The sequence below is a fragment of the Alkalibacillus sp. S2W genome (assembly GCF_046764385.1).
GTDB classification, from domain to species: Bacteria; Bacillota; Bacilli; order Bacillales; family Alkalibacillaceae; genus Alkalibacillus; species Alkalibacillus almallahensis.
Genome location: NZ_CP177234.1, coordinates 1,003,545 through 1,022,246, shown reverse-complemented (window position 1 = coordinate 1,022,246; position 18,702 = coordinate 1,003,545). Strand labels below are relative to the sequence as shown.

Annotated in this window: 21 protein-coding genes; 7 read left to right on the top strand and 14 right to left on the bottom strand. The window is 39.1% G+C overall.

Translation table 11 applies throughout. The annotated features are described in order from the left end of the window. Window positions 1-6: 6 nt before the first annotated feature. Complete coding sequence (locus ACKXGF_RS05615) at window positions 7-1,467, bottom strand: SulP family inorganic anion transporter (protein WP_411955236.1); 1,461 nt, start codon at window positions 1,465-1,467, stop codon at window positions 7-9. A 293-nt stretch (window positions 1,468-1,760) separates the two neighbouring features. Then, complete coding sequence (locus tag ACKXGF_RS05610) at window positions 1,761-2,435, bottom strand: RluA family pseudouridine synthase (protein WP_411955235.1); 675 nt, start codon at window positions 2,433-2,435, stop codon at window positions 1,761-1,763. 168 nt (window positions 2,436-2,603) lie between these two features. Between ACKXGF_RS05610 and ACKXGF_RS05605 the strand changes: the two genes are divergently transcribed. Both ACKXGF_RS05605 and ACKXGF_RS05600 read left to right on the top strand, forming a co-directional pair. Further along, window positions 2,604-3,116 carry an RNA polymerase sigma factor gene (locus ACKXGF_RS05605; protein WP_411955234.1) on the top strand — a complete coding sequence of 171 codons (513 nt, stop codon included), beginning with the start codon at window positions 2,604-2,606 and terminating at the stop codon, window positions 3,114-3,116. After that, on the top strand, window positions 3,109-4,062 hold the full coding sequence (locus ACKXGF_RS05600; RefSeq protein WP_411955233.1) for a hypothetical protein: 954 nt from the start codon (window positions 3,109-3,111) through the stop codon (window positions 4,060-4,062). Before ACKXGF_RS05605 ends, ACKXGF_RS05600 begins: the two co-directional genes overlap by 8 nt. A 209-nt stretch (window positions 4,063-4,271) precedes the next feature. On the opposite strand, the gene ACKXGF_RS05595 is transcribed toward ACKXGF_RS05600, so the two are convergent. From ACKXGF_RS05595 to ACKXGF_RS05570, 6 genes are all read right to left on the bottom strand, one after another. Continuing rightward, window positions 4,272-4,508: a YkuS family protein gene (locus tag ACKXGF_RS05595; RefSeq protein ID WP_411955232.1), complete on the bottom strand. Its 237-nt coding sequence runs from the start codon at window positions 4,506-4,508 to the stop codon at window positions 4,272-4,274. A gap of 49 nt (window positions 4,509-4,557) precedes the next feature. Continuing rightward, window positions 4,558-5,478 (bottom strand): P1 family peptidase, encoded by a 921-nt coding sequence (locus tag ACKXGF_RS05590; RefSeq protein WP_411955231.1) that lies wholly within the window; start codon window positions 5,476-5,478, stop codon window positions 4,558-4,560. Continuing rightward, on the bottom strand, window positions 5,475-5,975 hold the full coding sequence (locus ACKXGF_RS05585) for an N-acetyltransferase family protein (protein WP_411955230.1): 501 nt from the start codon (window positions 5,973-5,975) through the stop codon (window positions 5,475-5,477). Before ACKXGF_RS05585 ends, ACKXGF_RS05590 begins: the two co-directional genes overlap by 4 nt. A 113-nt stretch (window positions 5,976-6,088) precedes the next feature. Continuing rightward, on the bottom strand, window positions 6,089-6,649 hold the full coding sequence (locus ACKXGF_RS05580; RefSeq protein WP_411955229.1) for a DUF5412 family protein: 561 nt from the start codon (window positions 6,647-6,649) through the stop codon (window positions 6,089-6,091). Window positions 6,650-6,950: 301 nt separating this feature from the next. Next, the gene (locus ACKXGF_RS05575; protein ID WP_411955228.1) at window positions 6,951-7,238 is read right to left on the bottom strand and encodes a hypothetical protein; all 288 of its coding nucleotides are present in this window, start codon (window positions 7,236-7,238) and stop codon (window positions 6,951-6,953) included. Between the two features lie 234 nt (window positions 7,239-7,472). Then, entirely contained in the window at window positions 7,473-8,177 is a 705-nt protein-coding gene (locus tag ACKXGF_RS05570) for a hypothetical protein (RefSeq protein WP_411955227.1), read from the bottom strand. 132 nt (window positions 8,178-8,309) lie between these two features. On the opposite strand from ACKXGF_RS05570, the gene ACKXGF_RS05565 reads away from it, so the two are divergent. After that, window positions 8,310-8,480, top strand: coding sequence for a hypothetical protein (locus tag ACKXGF_RS05565; protein WP_411955226.1), 171 nt, complete (start codon window positions 8,310-8,312; stop codon window positions 8,478-8,480). Here the strand turns inward: ACKXGF_RS05565 and ACKXGF_RS05560 are convergent. Then, window positions 8,470-8,919 carry a hypothetical protein gene (locus ACKXGF_RS05560; protein WP_411955225.1) on the bottom strand — a complete coding sequence of 150 codons (450 nt, stop codon included), beginning with the start codon at window positions 8,917-8,919 and terminating at the stop codon, window positions 8,470-8,472. The two genes, ACKXGF_RS05565 and ACKXGF_RS05560, sit on opposite strands and share 11 nt — an antisense overlap. Window positions 8,920-9,069: 150 nt before the next feature. Here ACKXGF_RS05560 and cydD point away from each other — a divergent pair, with 150 nt between their 5' ends. Then, entirely contained in the window at window positions 9,070-10,782 is a 1,713-nt protein-coding gene (gene cydD / locus ACKXGF_RS05555; protein WP_411955224.1) for a thiol reductant ABC exporter subunit CydD, read from the top strand. Then, a complete protein-coding gene (cydC, locus tag ACKXGF_RS05550; protein WP_411955223.1) occupies window positions 10,779-12,467 on the top strand; it encodes a thiol reductant ABC exporter subunit CydC in 1,689 nt (562 codons plus the stop codon). Before cydD ends, cydC begins: the two co-directional genes overlap by 4 nt. Before the next feature lie 261 nt (window positions 12,468-12,728). Here cydC and cydS read toward each other — a convergent pair whose 3' ends face one another. Genes cydS through ACKXGF_RS05535 form a run of 3 tightly spaced genes read right to left on the bottom strand, consistent with a single transcriptional unit; the run spans window position 12,729 to window position 15,191 of the window. Next, entirely contained in the window at window positions 12,729-12,824 is a 96-nt protein-coding gene (gene cydS / locus ACKXGF_RS05545; RefSeq protein ID WP_411955222.1) for a cytochrome bd oxidase small subunit CydS, read from the bottom strand. A 16-nt stretch (window positions 12,825-12,840) separates the two neighbouring features. Continuing rightward, window positions 12,841-13,854 carry a cytochrome d ubiquinol oxidase subunit II gene (locus ACKXGF_RS05540; RefSeq protein WP_411955221.1) on the bottom strand — a complete coding sequence of 338 codons (1,014 nt, stop codon included), beginning with the start codon at window positions 13,852-13,854 and terminating at the stop codon, window positions 12,841-12,843. Next, window positions 13,851-15,191: a cytochrome ubiquinol oxidase subunit I gene (locus ACKXGF_RS05535; RefSeq protein WP_411955220.1), complete on the bottom strand. Its 1,341-nt coding sequence runs from the start codon at window positions 15,189-15,191 to the stop codon at window positions 13,851-13,853. The genes ACKXGF_RS05540 and ACKXGF_RS05535 overlap by 4 nt, the downstream gene beginning before the upstream one ends. Before the next feature lie 306 nt (window positions 15,192-15,497). Here ACKXGF_RS05535 and ACKXGF_RS05530 point away from each other — a divergent pair, with 306 nt between their 5' ends. After that, window positions 15,498-16,472, top strand: a complete 975-nt coding sequence (locus ACKXGF_RS05530; protein ID WP_411955219.1) for a sortase domain-bontaining protein — start codon at window positions 15,498-15,500, stop codon at window positions 16,470-16,472. Window positions 16,473-16,536: 64 nt separating this feature from the next. Further along, the gene (locus tag ACKXGF_RS05525; RefSeq protein WP_167263873.1) at window positions 16,537-16,920 is read left to right on the top strand and encodes a carbonic anhydrase; all 384 of its coding nucleotides are present in this window, start codon (window positions 16,537-16,539) and stop codon (window positions 16,918-16,920) included. Between the two features lie 158 nt (window positions 16,921-17,078). On the opposite strand, the gene ACKXGF_RS05520 is transcribed toward ACKXGF_RS05525, so the two are convergent. Both ACKXGF_RS05520 and ACKXGF_RS05515 read right to left on the bottom strand, forming a co-directional pair. Next, window positions 17,079-17,330 carry a phage holin family protein gene (locus ACKXGF_RS05520; protein ID WP_411955218.1) on the bottom strand — a complete coding sequence of 84 codons (252 nt, stop codon included), beginning with the start codon at window positions 17,328-17,330 and terminating at the stop codon, window positions 17,079-17,081. A 100-nt stretch (window positions 17,331-17,430) separates the two neighbouring features. Continuing rightward, window positions 17,431-18,561, bottom strand: a complete 1,131-nt coding sequence (locus ACKXGF_RS05515) for a glycerate kinase (protein ID WP_411955217.1) — start codon at window positions 18,559-18,561, stop codon at window positions 17,431-17,433. Window positions 18,562-18,702: the final 141 nt, after the last annotated feature.

The window sequence follows — 18,702 nt, the reverse complement described above, 5'->3', positions numbered from 1 at the left end:
CTACCTTTAATGACCAGATGCGTTAGATAACTCACGCATACGATCTTTTAGCGCTTGGCTATCGTTATTTAAACCTGTAAAAATAACCTTCGTTCCATTTTGCGCAAATTTACCTTCAATCTTATCCAACGCTCCAACAGCTGAATCGTCCCATAAATGAGCTTGTGAAAAATCAATTTCAACTACTTCAAGTGTTGGATCTTGAGGTGTAAGTTTTGTCTGTAAATCCGTAACTGACGCGAAGAAAATTTGCCCGTTCACAAAGTATCTCATCTTATGAGCTTCTTCGTCCATTTGTTCAGTGACTGTCACTTTGGAAATTTTCGCTGCAAAGAAAATCGCACTTAAGACAACACCTGCTAACACACCTTTTGATAAATCATGCGTTGCAACAACTGTAACAACCGTCGTTAGCATCACTGCTGCGTCCGATTTTGGTACTTTATGAATGTAACGAACACTCGACCAATCAAATGTGCCAATCGATACCATGATCATCACACCGACGAGTGCAGCCATTGGAATCTGCACAACGAGTGGACCGAGCGCGATAATAAGGAACATAAGGAAGACACCAGCAACAAGTGAAGACAATCGTCCGTTACCACCTGACTTCACATTAATGACAGACTGTCCGATCATGGCACAACCAGCCATTCCACCGAAAAATCCTGTTGTCACGTTCGCAATACCTTGTCCACGACTCTCCTTATTTTTATCGCTTTCCGTATCTGTCATATCATCAACGATACTTGCTGTTAATAATGATTCAAGTAAACCTACCATCGTTAGTGCTAATGCATATGGGAAAATTATTTGTAACGTTTCAAACGTAAGCGGAATATCCGGAATTAAAAAGATTGGTAATTCACGTGTCAAGCTCCCTAAATCGCCTACCGTTTTAACATCAAAGCCCATATAAATGGCAAGACTTGTAATCACAACGATCGCTATAAGCGGTGATGGGATTGATTTAATGAAGCGCGGCACAATATAAATAATAGCTAAAGCTAAACCGACTAATGCATACATCATCCAACCTGCACCGTGAAATTGTTCGATTTGTGACATGAAAATTAAGATCGCTAGCGCGTTAACGAACCCAATCATCACTGACCGTGGAACAAACTTCATAATCGTTGCGAGTTTAAAAACACCGAATAATATTTGTAGAATACCTGTTAAAATGGTAGCCGCAAGTAAATATTCTAGACCATGCTCTGCTACTAGGGTAACCATTAAAAGTGCCATCGCACCAGTGGCACCCGATATCATTCCTGGTCGTCCACCAATAAAGGCGATCACAACTGCTATACAAAACGATGCATACAGCCCAACCATCGGATCAACACCTGCTATAATTGAAAAAGCGATGGCTTCCGGAATTAGTGCTAATGCTACAACAATTCCAGCTAACACATCGCCTCGTACATTTCCAAACCATTCCTGTTTAATTTTTGCTAACACTTTATTCGTCCTCTCTATCTATAAATCCAATTGTGTCTTGTTTTTGACACAAAACCTTCACTAGTCTATCACAGAGAAGACGAATCTCCTAGCCCCATGTAAGCGTGTACATTGGAAACAGACTTTAATTTGCGTTTATATACATTAAAATTCGCTTATTTACTCGAATTTTTCTTAGTCTAATTTAGTTTTTAAATAACTTCCTCAAGTATTGAAATAACTAAGTTTAGTTATTTCAATACTTGAGCCACTTATCTCATAAATGAGTGGAGTTATTTAATAAATTGAGAGATTTATTTCAAAAGTGATTGCCACGGATACTCACCAGGTGGATAGCTTTCGAAAAAGCGTTCATCCTTCTGAGTCGGATGTTCAATACCTAACTGATGCGACCACAGGGCTAGTTGCTGACCAGGCTTGTTCACTTTTGCCCCGTATTTCTGATCACCATAAAGCGGATATCCAATCGTACTTAGTTGAACGCGTATTTGATGCGAACGACCTGTTATTAAATTCACTTTAACGAGTGATAAGTCATCTTCTTGCGCTAAAACGTCATATTCTAACACGGCCTTTTTGGCACCCTTTGCATCCGACTTTGTGACATGCACTTGATTTTTCGACTGATCTTTTACTAAATAATGTTCTAAACGCCCATGCGAATCAGCAGGGCGTCCACGCACTACCGCATAATATTGCTTCGTCCATATATTACGACGAATTTGATCAGACAATCTCGAAGCTGCTTTTGATGTCTTAGCAAACACCATTACCCCACCTACAGGTCGATCTAAACGATGGACGAGCCCAAGATAAACATTCCCAGGTTTGGCATCACGTTCTTTAATCATTTGTTTTAAATCACTTAATAAATCAGCATCTCTTGACTGGTCTTCCTGCACAGGCATATTGACAGGTTTTTCAACGACTAATAAATGATTATCTTCAAACAAAATTGGTATAGTCATGTTAAATCTCCTTTTAATCGGTTCATTTCCTTCTATCATAGCACAAAGCTAAACTAGCACATATTGGCTTGTGCTAATTTTTTCCTATTGCTAAACTTAATACAAAACTGACACAAAAGACAATAACCATCGTCTAATCAAGTGAATTTAGAATCGGAGGCAATAGACATGTCTAAACAAGAAATCGTTTCCGACTGGTTTTACCAATATAATCATGATGTCTACCATTTCCTTGTCTACTATACAGGCAGACGAGATCCAGAAGACCTGGTACAAGAAGTATTTATCAAAGCATTAAAAGGTTTAGATAAATTTAGTGGCGACTCGAGTCCAAAAACATGGTTATTTAGTATAGCCCGTAACGTTGCAATTGATGAAATTCGTAAACAAAAACGACGTGGATCAGACCAACAGGTGAATTTAGACGAAGCTTATAACATCGGTCATAATGAAACACCTGACCAACTCGTTTTAATTGATGAACGTCATCAGGAGTTATATAACGCTATTCATCAACTAAAATCGAGCTATAAAGACGTTGTGATGTTACGCGGTATTAAAGAGTTGTCTGTCGATGAGACGGCTAAAGTACTCAATTGGTCTAATCAAAAAGTACGGACAACATATTCACGGGCCCTAAAAGCGCTTGGACAGATCCAAGGAGGATTTAACAATGAGTGAATTTGAAGATAAAAAAGTAGAAAAACAATTAAAATCCTTCCCAAAACAAGAGATGTCAGACGAACAAGTCGAACGCATGCATGCAGATTTAATGAAAGCGGCCGCTAGCGAAGACCAAAAAGATAAAAGGAGAATGCTTATGCGTCGAATCGTAATTGGTGGCACGTCTGTAGCGGCGATTGTGTTAATTGCTTTTCTCAGCATGATGATCATGAATAACAACCAAGCACAAAACCCTGAATCATCAAGTATGGATCAAGCAACGGAATCAAATGAAGCTGAATCATTTGAAGCTAAAGAAGAAAATGGTGACAGTGCTAGAAATAAAGAAGGTTCGACAGAAAACGGTGAAGCACAAAATGGATCTGGTGGGGTACAAAGTGATGAAAACGATAGTGACATGACCTCTGAATCTGAAAGCTCAAAAGAGTCGTCCAATCAATCACCTGAAGATTTTGTGTTGGAACGTGCCGATCAAATTATTGATCAATTAGCGAACAGCAATTATGAAGCTGTCGCAGAACATGTTCATGAGGATCAAGGCTTACTATTCTCACCTTATGTGAATGTGAGTGATGAAGATTTAGTATTCGAAGCTAATGAAGTCGCTCAATTTGAATCTGATGAATCAACTTACAATTGGGGTAATCAAGACGGAAGTGGAAAACCAATCGAACTAAAGCCAATGGACTATCACAACGTCTATGTATACCAAAAAGATTACACATCCTATGATGAGCGCAACATCAATGAATTCAAAAAACGTGGCTCAATGATTAATAATATAAATGAAGAATTCCCAGATGCTCATGTCGTAGAATATTATGTAGAGGGAAGCGGTGAATACGAAGGTATGGATTGGAATGCCATTAATCTTGTATTCGAACAAAATGGTCAAGGCGAATGGAAGCTCGTTGCCATTGTCAATGACCAGTGGACAATTTAAACGTTAAAGAACTTGGCTCAAATGCCAAGTTCTTTTTTATGCTCGAAAAGTTTTGCATTAAATATTATTTATATTGCATCACAATCATGTTTCTTTGAATCAAATTTTATGTAACTTACCCCCACCCAACATTGATTAATGCATCACAACCAAACATCTTGCATCAAAAAAGAGGTACTTCATATAGAAGCACCTCTTACCAATCATTATCACACTCGCGCTTGCACAGCGTCTACAACTTCATCAGTCGACATGCCGTGGCAATTCACAACTGGTGCACTTGTCGTTTTGTCACTCATGCCCATCACATTGTTATCCTGCCCTGACACGCAGCAACAATCGCATTCAGGAACTTGTTCACCTTCAAGCGCGACAACTTCATACCCTTCTTGTGTAAGCGCTTGTTCTAAATCCGACATGCTTTGTTCAACAGCAATTCGCGGCATTTTCTCACCTCCGTTTAAGCAAGCTTAGTCTTAAACAGAAGGTCTTTTTTTATGCTCCACTCACCCGAACTGCGTTTAAAATCGCTTGTTCTAACGTATCACAAGCTAAATCCGAAATAACATTAACGTCATACTTTTCGTCACCTGCTCCAAGTGCAAATACCGTATCACCATCTAACATGGTATGTGCAGGCGACATCGTACGAGCGATCGCATTTTGTGCGACTTGGGCTACTTTTGTCGCTTCTGCTTTTGTTAAATCAGCATTTGCTGCAATCACAGCTAGTGTCGTATTTGTACCAGCTAAGCCGCTGGGATCAGCCTGTTCTCGCAACACTTGTCTGCTATTTAGAAATTCACCTGATTCTAGATTACGGGCACCCGCAACAATCGTATCTGTCGATGGATTGACGACGTCACCAAATGCATTAACGGCTACAAGTGCTCCTACGACTAACCCATTATCAAGTGTGATCGATGCACTACCAATACCACTTGGGCTCGCCGCATCAAATCCAACGACTTTACCCACTGTAGCACCAGCCCCTGCACCAACAGATCCCTGAATAACAGGAAATTCCGTCGCTCGTTCAGCTGCTTCATAACCCATTGCTGCATTCGGCCTAACAGATGGGTCCCCTACTGCTAAATCAAATAAAATCGCGCTCGGGACGATTGGAACTTTCGCAACTCCGACATCCATGCCCACCTCTTGTTCTTCTAAGTACTGCATGACGCCTCCCGCTGCATCAAGACCGTATGCACTACCGCCGGCTAAACTAATGGCATGGACTTGATCGACGAGATTAACTGGATCTAATAAATCCGTCTCTCGTGTTCCTGGAGCAGATCCACGGACATCCACGCCACATGTCGCCCCTTTATCTGTCACAATCACTGTACAACCTGTTTTGGCAACTTGATCATCAGCATGACCAACACGAACACCTGGAACTTGTGTTATTGTCATGCTTCATCAACCTCCAACTCCAAAACCATTCGTACTGTTGATAACGTATGACCAGCGAACACTTCATCGAATTCTTTCACTACTTTAAAACCTTTCGCTTCATAAAAGCGCATTCCGACTTCATTCTCTTTTTCCACATCAACATAAAGATATCGAAGCGACATTAATTGTTGGATTCCAGTCTGCAATAACATACTCCCAATACCTTGTCCGATATGATCAGGGTGCATATAAATGGCGACTAGATCCGCATCTCCCTGTTCATTAACTGGGGTGAAATTCGAAAACCCAATAATCCCATTCTCATCTTCAGCAACCCAAAAACCGCCCCGCATCAAGCGTTGCTGCATATTATAATCATTATATGCTTCCGTTAAAAACGCATCTTGTACGTGACGTGGCAAAATGTCATCATATGTATCATGCCAGCTTGTCTGCGCCACCTCACGCACTGATTGGAAATCATTTTGATCTAAAGCTCGTACTGTTACTGACACGGTGCAAGCCCCCTTAAAATCATTTCTATCTAAAATTGTATCACAATTTACACAGAACAGATATAAAAATGTCATTTTTTATGTGAAATTTCTGACTATTTAATCCCTTTATCTTATAAATCCGCTTCATAACAATCATCATAATCCTGCTTTAGCACCCAACTCCGACAAGCATCACCACGATCATGATAAATTTCACTTGTTACATCTAAGGTTACACTTCGATCTTGATTTTGATAGCGAGGATCATTGTTTTTAATCTTTAATGTCTCATCATCAACCCAGTTCATTTGGAAGTCTTGTTTGGCATCACTATAGTAAATGATTTTCGTTTGATCGTCGTTTGCATGGTTAATAACTTCAACCCAAACATTCACTCCCCCTGCAGCTCCACCGTACGGTTCGTAATAAGCACTGGCCGAATATGTATCATCTGGTGAATCAATTGGGCCTGGTCCATCTTGTACATGAGCCTGATTAATTTCTTCAAACGTAAAGAAATAACGCTCATAAATGATGGTTGACCCCAGTAATAAAGTGCATGACATCGTTGCAATAAGCATTTTTCTTGGAAAAGGCTTATTTTTAATAACGGAAACGACAATCATGATCATTAATATAAACAATAATATAATTGTGATAAATGCCATGAACAATGCTAGTAAAATAATCATATTTTAACCTTTCAACAAAATTTTTGACTACGGATTGGTTGGAAATGTGATGACAACTGAGAAATATTCCACTTTATGTAACAGTGATGACGATTCATCAGCGGTATTCAGTCGTTTATCATCGAGTTAGCTTCTGTTTCCATCGTGCTTGTTGCACTTACCATCGACTCAGTTTGCGTTATCATCGAGTCTAGTGCACTTTCCATCGAGCTAGTACGCGTTTCCATCGAGTTTGCATAGTTTACCATCGACATAAGAGGATATACCCGCGAGTTCACACGATTTATCATCGAGATCATAATTAGTACACAATAACCCCGAAATCAAGTTGAGAATTTATTCCAATTAAGAAGACAATCAAGAGTGATAACACCAAGTTAACCCAAAATGTTGCTCCTCGTCCGTTTAATTTGGCTCGATAGGCCTCAAATAGAGTGGTAGCCAAGATAGACATAAACAAAAATGTGTAACCTAACTTATAAGTTTCCTCTAAAAATAAAAAATAAATAGTCGCTCCAATTAATCCAAATCCAATAATTAGATAAAATGTTTTAATTGTAGAATTCGGCGATATATTTTCTTCACTCATAAAAAATACTCCTTTCTATAATTGAAATTTTTCAGCTTGGTACATACTTCATAATGAGCCACTATGACTAGCGTTTCAAAAGTAAAACCACAATCATGATGAGGGTTATAATGTCGTTGATTCTTTTCTTTTTACATAATTTTCTCTAAACCATCAAATATAAATAAATACTGTTGGCTAACATTAATGGCACTTAAGTTAAGTACCATTAACACCAACAGCATAACCCACTTATTAAGTTGTTAAATCACGTTTATCCCTTAATAAATCCACAATCTCATCTGAATCCATTTTATAAATATAGCGATCAATTTTTACTAATGGTTCACCTAAATAAAACACCAGTTGATTTTGCTTTTGATCACTCATTAATTCTAATGTAATATTTGATTGTACCACTGGTTGATAATAGCGACGTAACTCGACTTCTGACAACGTATCTAATATGTCTTCTATTTCATCCTCTTCTTCTAACTCTGTTACATTAACATCACCTGGGCTAAAACTCGTTTTAATGGTCATACTTGTGATATCTTCTTCACTAAGCTCATCTAAAAAAGCTTCATCCATGGTCGTAATTCCTTGTAAATAAGTATACAGACCCGTTGAGCTAATGACTATGATGCTAACAACCGTGAGCCATTGAATTAAACGTTTACTTTTTCCATCTATGTATATACGAATAATAGTAGCAATCACGGCTAATCCTAACGAAATCGGTAGCCAAGTAATGAGAATATCTGTCATCATAAATCGACCCGTTGCATAAACCATTCCAGTCAAAGCAAAGCCTAACATCAGTATGACGGTCATAAGTGGAGCCCACCACCATGCAAGATTATAAGACATAGCAACTCCACTGAATAACACAAGCATTAACGATAAAACTACCACCGAATCAAATTCAAGTAACACACCAATTCCCCCAAAATTTTTCAAACTTGATAACCCTTATTTTACCGATATAATTTGTAAAAATCAAAAAACTTTTCCAATTAAATGTCAATTAATCGTAAGGCTATTCATTACACGTTATAATAGAATGAGAAATTATGATTGAGGTGAAAATCAATGAAGCGAGTATTAATGATTGGACTTATTTTATTAACAGCAGTTTTAGCTGGATTAAACCGTTTATATCATCAACCTTGGTTATTTTGGGCTTCTTTAATTACGATTCTGGTCACATTAGCTATTGTAGTCATAACAGGTGTTAAACGAAATAAAGACGTTAACGACTGATTTTCTGTTCAAAGAAAACCTCTTCAACGTTAGTTCCGTCAACACGATTATTAAACTGAATTCCCTCTTGTTCTAAATGAACTTCTAGAGTGCCGTTATTTCCATAACGATCGGAATCATAATCAAATGCTCCCATTCCATCCTCTAACCCTTCTAAAGGACCAAGTATTGATTTTAAAATACGACCATCATGATCTATTAAGTCATATTGAATTTGGTATTGCCCCTCTTCTTCGAATAATTGAATTTGCTTATATGAGGTCCCTTCCCCTGAATAAGTTGACCAAGTCCCCAAATACTCTGATGGATTGTTAGGGCTTCCAGATTCAAATGGCTTTAAGGCTTGAGCCATTTCATCTACTTGTTCACTTGATTCATTGTTTTGTTGACAAGAGACTAATAACAGGCTAATGATTATGATTATACTTAATCGTTTCATGTTAACCCCTTCCTTTCTGCCCTAATTATAGATGATACCCACCTAAATGCATATCCGTCACGAAATTTTCACCCATAAACTAGCCATATTAATTAAAAAAAACGGACAAAAGGCGTACAATAGAAGGAGAATAACGAAAGGACGTTGTCGATGTCGCTATTAAAATCCTATGTGTCCCGCATAAGTCTCATTCAACTCATCAGTGTCCATTTAGTATCAGCCACGATGATTGTACTGCAAGCTTTTCTCATCGTTCACATTATTAATAGTATTTTTCTAAATAATGCATCCTTTCTAGATGTGCTGTTTTATTTAATTGGACTAATTATGGTGATGTCTCTTCGAGGGCTATTGACTTACACATCTGGACACATTGGGATTTCGCTTGCCAAAAATGCAAAAGCGAAGTTACGAATGCAATTAATCAATCATTATACGAAACAACCAATAGAACTGGCATCGCAGGGGCGTTCGGGTAGCAAAGTTTCGACATTGCTAAATGTTGTCGACCAAACGAACGCTTATTATCGTGAGTATCTACCGCAGATGGTCCGTGCTTCCATCGTGCCACTAGCGATCTTAATTATTATGTTTACTCAAAATTGGGTGTCTGGCGTTATTGTTTTAGTTACTGCGCCATTCATCCCGATTTTCATGGCCATTATTGGACTTAAGACAAGGGATAAATCAGAAGAGCAATTAAATGCGCTATCCAATTTTTCTGGACAATTTCTTGATTCAGTACAAGGTTTAACAACACTTTCCTTATTCGGACGTGCTAACAAGGAACAAGACTTGATTGAAAAAAGAAGTGACCAGTTCCGTGACGCGACACTTGGAGTGCTTAAGGTCGCCTTTACATCAGCATTTATGATGGAATTAATTTCGATGTTAAGTATTGGGTTAATTGCTTTAGAGCTAGCTGTTGCCTTGATTATTTTTGATTCCATTCTATTTACAACGGCTTTCTTCATTTTATTATTGGCACCTGAATTTTACATCGCTTTGAAGGATCTGAGTAGTGCCTTTCACTCTGGACGGGAAAGCATTACAGCAGGTAAAAAGCTTGAAGATGCTTTAAATGAACAAGTTGAGTCAGTTAATTGGGGAGATCAAACGATTGTCTCTGTCCCACCACGAATGACGTTCAGCCATGTAACATTTGCTTATCAGTCAGAACCAACTTTGAACAACATTTCAACGACAATAGAGCCAGGTGATAACGTAGCTTTAGTCGGACCTAGTGGTGCTGGTAAAACGACATTTTTACATGTCTTAGCCGGATTATTGCCCGTTCATAACGGGACGATTTTTATCAATAACTTAAAACAACATGATTTACGTGAAGACGTTTGGTTCCAACAATTAAGCTACATTACCCAATCACCTTATGTATTTGCTGGTTCAATTTACGACAATATCGCTATTAGTAAGCCAAATGCTCGTTTTGATGATGTGCAACAAGCAGCAGAGCGCGCCAAATTAACACCTTTAATCAATTCTTTAGAGAATGGACTTGAAACAGTTGTTGGTGAAGGAGGTCGTGGACTTTCTGGTGGGGAAAAACAACGTCTCGCCTTAGCACGTGCATTTTTAAAACAACCTTCACTGATCTTGTTCGATGAGCCAACGACAGGACTTGATTTAGAAACAGAACGGACCTTAAACCAAGCCATCGCTATTTTAAGTGAGAACGCAACCGTCATCACGGTCGCTCATCGTATTCATACCATCCAATCGGCTGATAAAATTCTAGTCATGGAAAACGGCGAATTGACCGCAGAGGGAACAGATGAAACGCTTCAGCAATCAAGTGCAACGTATAGAGCATTACTCGGTCGTCATGGAGGTGTTAACGCATGACAGGTCTAAAGTCGATCATTAAACAACTTTTAAAAGAAAAACGCGATATTCTTTTATCCATTTTATTTGGCTTTATCGGTGGGATTGCTGCTGTCGGCTTATTTAGTGCCAGTGGGTATTTAATTTCACAAGCAGCTCTTGGTGTCCCAATTTATGCGTTAACAGTCGTCATTGCTACTGTGAAGCTGTTAGGTTTCACACGTGCTGGTTCACGTTATATTGAACGGCTTGTCTCTCACCGCGCAACCTTTACGATGCTTAAACACATTCGTGTTCATTTCTTTCATCGTCTACAACAACTATCACCAGCCAGACTTGGTCGTATGAAGTCAGGTGATTTATTATCACGCGCTGTTAATGATGTTGAGTCGCTTCAAAATCTATTTTTACGTGTTTTGTATCCACCGATTGTCATTTTATTAGTTTTTCTCGCGACAATCCTTTTCACGGCTTATTTTTCATTATGGATGGCGCTATGGCTATTGTTCGGACTAAGCTTATCACTTATCATTCTCCCAGCGATATTTGCCTGGTTGCATCATGAAACAGATGAAGCAACGACTGAACAAGCAAGTGCTCTCTCCTCTGAAGCCACAGAAACATTGTATGGGTTTCAAGATTTAACGATTCACCAGGCTATTGATACGCGTATTCAAACATTTAGTGATTTAAACGATGACTATGAAAATGCTGTAGCGCGTAGTCGAATACGCGAACTCGTTCACCAAACGCTTGATGGCTGGATCGGCTTTGCGATCACATGGGGTGTGTTAGCGATTGGTAGTTATCTTAGCGCAGCTGGTGAGATGGAAGCTGCTTGGTTGGCTATGTTTATGTTACTTTCACTAACGGTTTTTGAGAACACATCACCTATGGCAGCATTTCCACAATATTTTCGTGATAATAAACAAGCAGCTGATCGTTTATATGCTCTAGATCAACCAGAGGCATCAGGTGAAGAAACATTGGACGATCAACAAATCGGAGCACAGTTTGATCAAGTATCATTTACGTATCCAAATGAAGAACGCCAGACATTAAAGAATATATCATTCTCTATAAAGCCAGGGTCTAAAACAGCCATTATTGGGGCAAGTGGCTCAGGTAAATCCACTATTCTGCAATTGTTATTAAATCTTGAACAAGTAAATGACGGAACCATTTTCATCAACAACCGAAATATCGACAATCTTATTCCGTCAACAATATGGGAACAAGCTAATGTTGTCATGCAAGATGATACCTTTTTTGCTGGAACTATCAGGGAAAATTTATTGTCAGATGCAAATGAAAATTCGTTACATGAAGCATTAAATAACGCATCATTAGAATCATTTAATTTAGACGACCCTGTATATGAAAAGGGTGATAACTTATCTGGCGGTGAAAAGCAACGCCTAGCGATTGCCCGCGTGTTACTAAGAGAAGCACCCCTTTGGTTATTAGATGAACCGACTTCTTCACTGGACCGAGTTACCGCTGAGCGCATCATGAACCAAGTCTACACACAAGCCCAAGAAGATACAGTGGTTGTCGTTAGTCATGAGTTAACTGGATTAGAAACATTCGATCAAATCATCGTACTCGACCAAGGTAAAATCGTAGAAACGGGTGATTTCAATACTTTAATGTCTAAGCAAGGCTATTTATATGAGCTTAAACAAATTGAAAAGGCTGTGCTTTAAAGCACAGCCTTTTCTTGTATCTTACATCACATAATTAAGTTTTGAGTTTTGTTAAAGTCCGTTGTTGATACTGTGATCCGCTTTCGGTGGACGCTTTCCGCAGGCACGGCTCGAGCCTCCTGGGAAGAAAAGCGCTTCCTGCGGGGTCTCGAGACTCGTGCTATTCCTGCAGGAGTCGCCACCTTCGCTACTCACAGTTCAACAACTTAATGCCACATCTTTTGACAATCAACATTGAATTTAAACATAGCAAGTTTTTTATTAATCTTTCCCACCTGGTAGAGCGACCCAAAAGGCCATACCTATGGCGCCTATAAGCACTAAAAATGGTGCATAAGTGATAAGAAAATCAGTCATCCTCGATCACCTCTCATTATTTTTTACCAGCGATATATTGATCATCAAACAAGAATAGTCGCATCAGCAGATACAACGATGGCAATAATAATAGTAAGCCAGCAACGAATGCCACAATTAATGAAATTGCCATGGCATCGTTTGTTACACTATCTGATACCGTTAAATGTGGATAGAGTAAATACGGATATTTCGAAATGCCATACGCAAAGAACGCAAAGGCAAATTGACCAATGAGTAAAATAAACGCTAGCCCATAATTCTTTTGTTTCCAAATTAACCAAACACTTCCGACAAAGAAAATAAACGAAATCGCAAACATCCACCATAGATTCATGAGAGAGTCAAAATGCTCTGGGTTGTGTGAGCGCAATTCATAAATAATCCCACTCGCTGTAATAATGGTAGGAAGCGCCCAAATAAGCGCATATCGCCGCAACAACGACGCTGCCTCCGTATCACCTGCGCGGTTGGCATACCAAGTTAAAAAGACTGAGGAAATATATAAAACCGCAATAATACTCAAGATTACAATGCTCCAAGTGAGCGGGCTCGAAAATAACGCCCAGTAATCCAATTGAGGTCGACCATCCATGATATCCACGAATCCACCTTCAGATACGGTTAAAACAACAGAAAGAGATGCTGGAATCACAAGCCCTGTCGCCCCGTACATAAAGGCATAACCACGGTGCCCCTGGCTTCCATAATTTTCAAAGGCATAATAAGAACCGCGAATGGCTAATAGAATTATTGAAATACTGACTGGAACTAACAAAATACTACCGTAGAAATAAGCTGTTGAAGGGAAAAATCCAACAATTCCTACGAAGAAAAAGACTAAGAAAACATTCGTTACTTCCCATACAGGGGATAGATAACGTTGAATGATCGCCGTTAGAATTCGATCTTTCCCTGTCAAAATACTGTATGCATTAAAGAACCCAGCGCCAAAGTCGACAGATGCTACAATCACATAACCAAAGAGGAACGTCCATAAAACAACCATACCGATAATCTCATAATTCATGAGCGATCACCACCTTGTTCGCCGAGTTCTAGTTCAACTGGGTTGTCTTTGAAAATCTTAGTTAAAACAACAGCCACACCGACACCTAAAATGAAATAAAGACCAGCAAATGCGACAAACATATGCCCCACATAAGCACTTTGTGTCGCTGCTTCATCAACTGTCATAACACCTCGTAAGATCCACGGTTGTCGGCCGAATTCTGCCATCCACCAACCCGCTTCAATCGCTAGAATAGATAGTGGACCGCCTGCAACAATTAACCAGCGCATTAGTTTCGAGGAAGCAACAGACCAACCACGCCATGAAGCGAACCAATAAATAAGCGACAAGCCAATCATGAACATACCGATCGTAATCATCGTGTCAAAGAAGTAATGCACGAATAACGGTGGTTGCTCATCAGTCGGCGTTTCATTAAGTCCTTCTACTTCCGCAAATGGGTCATTATGCGCCAGAATACTTAAAGCATATGGAATTTCAATCGCATATTCAGGTTCATTACCTTCACCTAGTACCCCGTATAAAACAAGTGGAGCTTCTGCTTCTGTTTCGAAATGCCACTCAGCAGCCGCTAACTTCTCTGGTTGATGTTCTGCTAAATATTTACCAGAAAAATCACCAACAATCGCTGTTGCAACTGCAAAGACAAGCCCAACTTTCATCGTTAAATGAAGGGCCTTTTTATGATAGTCATGATTAGAACGACGTAACAGTTTGAACGCCGCTACTGCTGCCAGAACAAAGGATGATGTCATAAAGGCAGTCGCAATCACGTGGGTGACTTTTGTCGGAGAAGCTGTATTAAACATCGCTTCGATCGGGTTAACGCCTGTCATTTGACCATCAACAATACTAAAACCTTCTGGTGAATTCATAAACCCATTGACTGTCGTAATGAAAAAGGCTGAAATTGCTGCACCAAAAGCAACTGGAACAAGAAGCAATAAGTGCTTTTTCTGATTCTCGAAACGATCCCATGTATATAAATAAATGCCTAAAAAGATAGCTTCAAAGAAGAAGGCGAAAACTTCCATAAATAACGGTAATGCAATCACGTGTCCTGCTAATTGCATAAATTCAGGCCATAGCAGTGAAAGCTGGAGGCCAATTGCTGTACCTGTTACAACACCAACAGCGACTAACACAACGAAACCTCGTGCCCACCGTCTAGCTAACATAATATAATGCATGTCATTCCGCTTAATTCCTACCCACTGCGCAATCATAATCATGAGTGGGATACCAACACCTAACGTTGCAAATATAATATGGAACGTTAAGGTGAGTAACGTTAACATTCGGCTACCAAAAACCGGATCTTCAAATAATGGCATTGCTCCCCCTCCTCTAAAAGGAATCAGTAATAAAATCTCCTAAATGTATTGTACCCTATTTTAACTCACCCGAAGCTTATCATTCGTGATAAATTTTTGGCGAGTGTGTGATGATTTTGTGAAGATGTTCACAAAATCCTTTTCAACTATTCATTAGACAATAAGCGACAAATTCTGATGTCGAAAAAACAAAACGTTTTTCCTATTTTATGCGAATTCATGATAAAATACTAGATTTATATATTATGTTGTCTTATGCTAACGATACATGATGAATTCACATTTTGACAAATAAGGAGGCATTTTGTGAAAAAGCTTTGGGTTAGTATGATTATTTTCTTAAGCTTTACCATGATTATTTTTGTTAATCCTGCCTACTCCTCAGAAACAACTGCCTATCAAGGATCATCGCATGAATCACTCACCCATGACTTGCCGAACAAACCAGCCATTACCCTTACAGCAGCTAAGCCAGAAATTACATACGATATTGACGAACATTCTGGAGAATACCGAGCTAAAGCGAATATTAATTTGTATAGCGAACCCCATACTTCTTACAAAACAAACATCAAACTTTCTCCTAATCAAGTGGTTAACCTGGTTGGTAAAACAGAAATCAATGACACAACATGGATACAGATAAGCATCCATAATGAAACTTATTGGACTCGAGATGCATTTTTAGATCAGATTTCACCTAAACAGACAAATCGTACTCAAGAAACTAATCAGAAAACTGATCATGAATCGAAGGCAACACAGAAAGAGAATGATTCTGAACAGCAGAAACAATCTAATAACGTGACCGATAAGTCATCTACTTCTAATGAAAATCAATCTACTTCAGATCAAACCGAACCAGAGTATCAACCTATGACGATCTATTTTAATGGACAAGCTGTATCTTATCGAAATGGCGGACGAGCGAATGGGCAATCCATCATTAATCAACAATCCGTCGCTTCGACATGGGGTGGTATTGAAACATTCAGTGGTAAAGACGGCATGAACACCCATTTTATTGGTCATAACCCAGGTGTATTCAGTTCTGTTTGGAACGCTCATTCTTTTACAGTAACAGATGCGAATGGCGAAGCTTTTCGTTATCAAGTAACTAGTACTTATCAAGTGAATAGAAAAGGGATTGGACTTAATAACGGAAAAGATTATTGGAACCGCATCACTGGCACATCAGGTGGTGAAAGAATCACGTTACAAGCTTGCTTTACTTCGGACGGCTCGATCAACTGGATTGTTGAAGCTAGATTAGTAGAATAAATGTGACAGGCTATTTTATTCCTTATATAATAGAAGGATAGATAAGATTTTAAGGAGGCATTACATGGCTGAAGGAACATTTGCAACAGCGATTAATTGTATGGATGGTCGAACGCAAGAACCTGTGATTAATTGGATGAAACAACAATATGGCGTTGACTATGTTGACCAAATCAATGAAGCAGGACCCAATAAAGCATTGCTTGAAGGCGACAAAACCATGATTGACTCAATTAAAAAGAAATTAACCATTTCTAATGATGGTCATGGATCGAAAGCTCTTGCCATCATTGGTCACCACGACTGCGCAGGTAATCCTATCGATAAACGAGAAAAAGTAGAACAAATTAAACAAAGTGTCGCACTAGTCCGTAGCTGGGGCTATGACATGGACATCGTCGGATTATATGTAAATGATCAGTGGCAAGTTGAACATGTGACATCCTAATGCGCTCATAAAGAAAAAGAAGCTGGCATGGCGTCAGCTTCTTTTTCTTTATGCAATCTCGGGGATATTAAATAATTGGATGTGGTTTTTCTAAAACTCGTCATTTTATTAAAAAACTCAGGTATTTATTAGTTAAATTCTAAGCTTGAATTTGAGTATTAATCATGATTGTTAAATTGTTTCCACAATTGATGACCGAAGACAGCGGCGCCAGTTACGAGAATAGCTTGGATAAGTGATTCAACGGAGAATCCCATCATAACAGTAGTAAAAACCGTACTAATACCTAATAAAGTGATTGGGATAAACCTATTCGGCATTAATTGCATCTGCTTAATCATTTTACCTAAAATCCACAACACAGGAATCAAAACAAACGCCTCGTCCATCACGTAATCAAGAATTTCCATGGTAAGCTCCTCCTTTCCATTCAACAGTTGTCCCATTATATGCCAGTGAAGGCTATACCATCACTCTATGAATCGTTTGTTGAATGGAAACGGTTAGCGTCTATTTAGAGAAATTTTGATAGAAATGAACGATATTTGCTGTTTGTTGATAGAGTAAATCGGACACATTTGCTATACTTTCTGCTTCAGTCATAGGCTTATGGATTGTCGAAAAAACGCCAGAAAAACCATCTCGCAATTTTCCCTCTGGGTCATCAATTGCTCCAGAAATAAGTACACATACTACTTGATGATGTTGACTGAGTTTCGCCACATAGCTTGGTGCTTTTCCAGATAATGTTTGTTCATCACTCTTCCCTTCACCAGTTATCACTAATTCACTGGTTGAAATGGCTTGTTTTAATCCTATCGTCGAAGCAATTAATGAAGCTCCAGACTTTAATTCAGCCCCTATTGCCATTAAGGCAAAGCCTAAACCACCTGCCGCACCTGCTCCTGGCCGATATTGAAATGACCCTTTGATCTCATCTTCGACTAATGAACTATATGAATGCATCGCATCATCAAGTTGTTGAACCATAAGTTTTGAGGCCCCTTTTTGCGGTCCAAATACATAAGTTGCCCCATTAGTCCCAGTTAAAGGGTTATCTACATCTGTAGCCACTCGGATTTCACATTTCTTTAATCGTGAATCTAGGTTTGAAAAATCCACTTGGTCAACTAGGAGAAGATCACGACCATAGCCTTCAAGTGTATAGCCATCAGCATCATAAAAACGAGCTCCTAATGCTGCTAACATTCCGATTCCACCGTCGTTTACAACACTTCCTCCTAAGCCGATAAGTAATTGGGAATACCCTTGATCCAAAGCATATTTCATCAGTTCTCCAAGTCCATAAGATGTCGTATTCATAGGATTTCGATTATCTCTTTCTACTTGATCTATTCCACAAACACTCGCGACTTCAAGAATGGCCTCATTTGTATAACCATCAATCCCCATTACTGTGTTAATTCGTTCACCAAGCGGACCCGTTATTGATACATCGACGCGATAACCATTTGTCGCATGAACTAACGCATCAATCGTCCCCTCTCCTCCATCAGCCATCGGCAACTGAGCACAATCCGCGTTAGGCATAATCGAATGAACCGCTTCCGACATAACATCAGAAACTTGTTGAGCCGATAAACTACCTTTAAACGAATCTGGTGATAGGGTGATTTTCATCCATGAACCCTCCTACAGAACAATTTTAGCCTATTATAACACGCACGACTTATTTATTAGATAATCCGATCTCGTTATTTAATTACTCCCTCTAGTAATTAAATAACTTCTCCTATTTATTAAATAAATCCGTATGTTTAT

Excerpts from the sequence above, each read along its gene's own strand:
- ACKXGF_RS05610 (WP_411955235.1), bottom strand. The coding sequence starts at position 2,435 with ATGACTATACCAATTTTGTTTGAAGATAATCATTTATTAGTCGTTGAA.
- ACKXGF_RS05605 (WP_411955234.1), top strand. The coding sequence starts at position 2,604 with ATGTCTAAACAAGAAATCGTTTCCGACTGGTTTTACCAATATAATCAT.
- ACKXGF_RS05600 (WP_411955233.1), top strand. The coding sequence starts at position 3,109 with ATGAGTGAATTTGAAGATAAAAAAGTAGAAAAACAATTAAAATCCTTC.
- ACKXGF_RS05595 (WP_411955232.1), bottom strand. The coding sequence starts at position 4,508 with ATGCCGCGAATTGCTGTTGAACAAAGCATGTCGGATTTAGAACAAGCG.
- ACKXGF_RS05590 (WP_411955231.1), bottom strand. The coding sequence starts at position 5,478 with ATGACAATAACACAAGTTCCAGGTGTTCGTGTTGGTCATGCTGATGAT.
- ACKXGF_RS05580 (WP_411955229.1), bottom strand. The coding sequence starts at position 6,649 with ATGATTATTTTACTAGCATTGTTCATGGCATTTATCACAATTATATTA.
- ACKXGF_RS05575 (WP_411955228.1), bottom strand. The coding sequence starts at position 7,238 with ATGAGTGAAGAAAATATATCGCCGAATTCTACAATTAAAACATTTTAT.
- ACKXGF_RS05565 (WP_411955226.1), top strand. The coding sequence starts at position 8,310 with ATGAAGCGAGTATTAATGATTGGACTTATTTTATTAACAGCAGTTTTA.
- ACKXGF_RS05560 (WP_411955225.1), bottom strand. The coding sequence starts at position 8,919 with ATGAAACGATTAAGTATAATCATAATCATTAGCCTGTTATTAGTCTCT.
- cydD (WP_411955224.1), top strand. The coding sequence starts at position 9,070 with ATGTCGCTATTAAAATCCTATGTGTCCCGCATAAGTCTCATTCAACTC.
- cydC (WP_411955223.1), top strand. The coding sequence starts at position 10,779 with ATGACAGGTCTAAAGTCGATCATTAAACAACTTTTAAAAGAAAAACGC.
- cydS (WP_411955222.1), bottom strand. The coding sequence starts at position 12,824 with ATGACTGATTTTCTTATCACTTATGCACCATTTTTAGTGCTTATAGGC.
- ACKXGF_RS05540 (WP_411955221.1), bottom strand. The coding sequence starts at position 13,854 with ATGAATTATGAGATTATCGGTATGGTTGTTTTATGGACGTTCCTCTTT.
- ACKXGF_RS05535 (WP_411955220.1), bottom strand. The coding sequence starts at position 15,191 with ATGCCATTATTTGAAGATCCGGTTTTTGGTAGCCGAATGTTAACGTTA.
- ACKXGF_RS05525 (WP_167263873.1), top strand. The coding sequence starts at position 16,537 with ATGGCTGAAGGAACATTTGCAACAGCGATTAATTGTATGGATGGTCGA.
- ACKXGF_RS05520 (WP_411955218.1), bottom strand. The coding sequence starts at position 17,330 with ATGGAAATTCTTGATTACGTGATGGACGAGGCGTTTGTTTTGATTCCT.
- ACKXGF_RS05515 (WP_411955217.1), bottom strand. The coding sequence starts at position 18,561 with ATGAAAATCACCCTATCACCAGATTCGTTTAAAGGTAGTTTATCGGCT.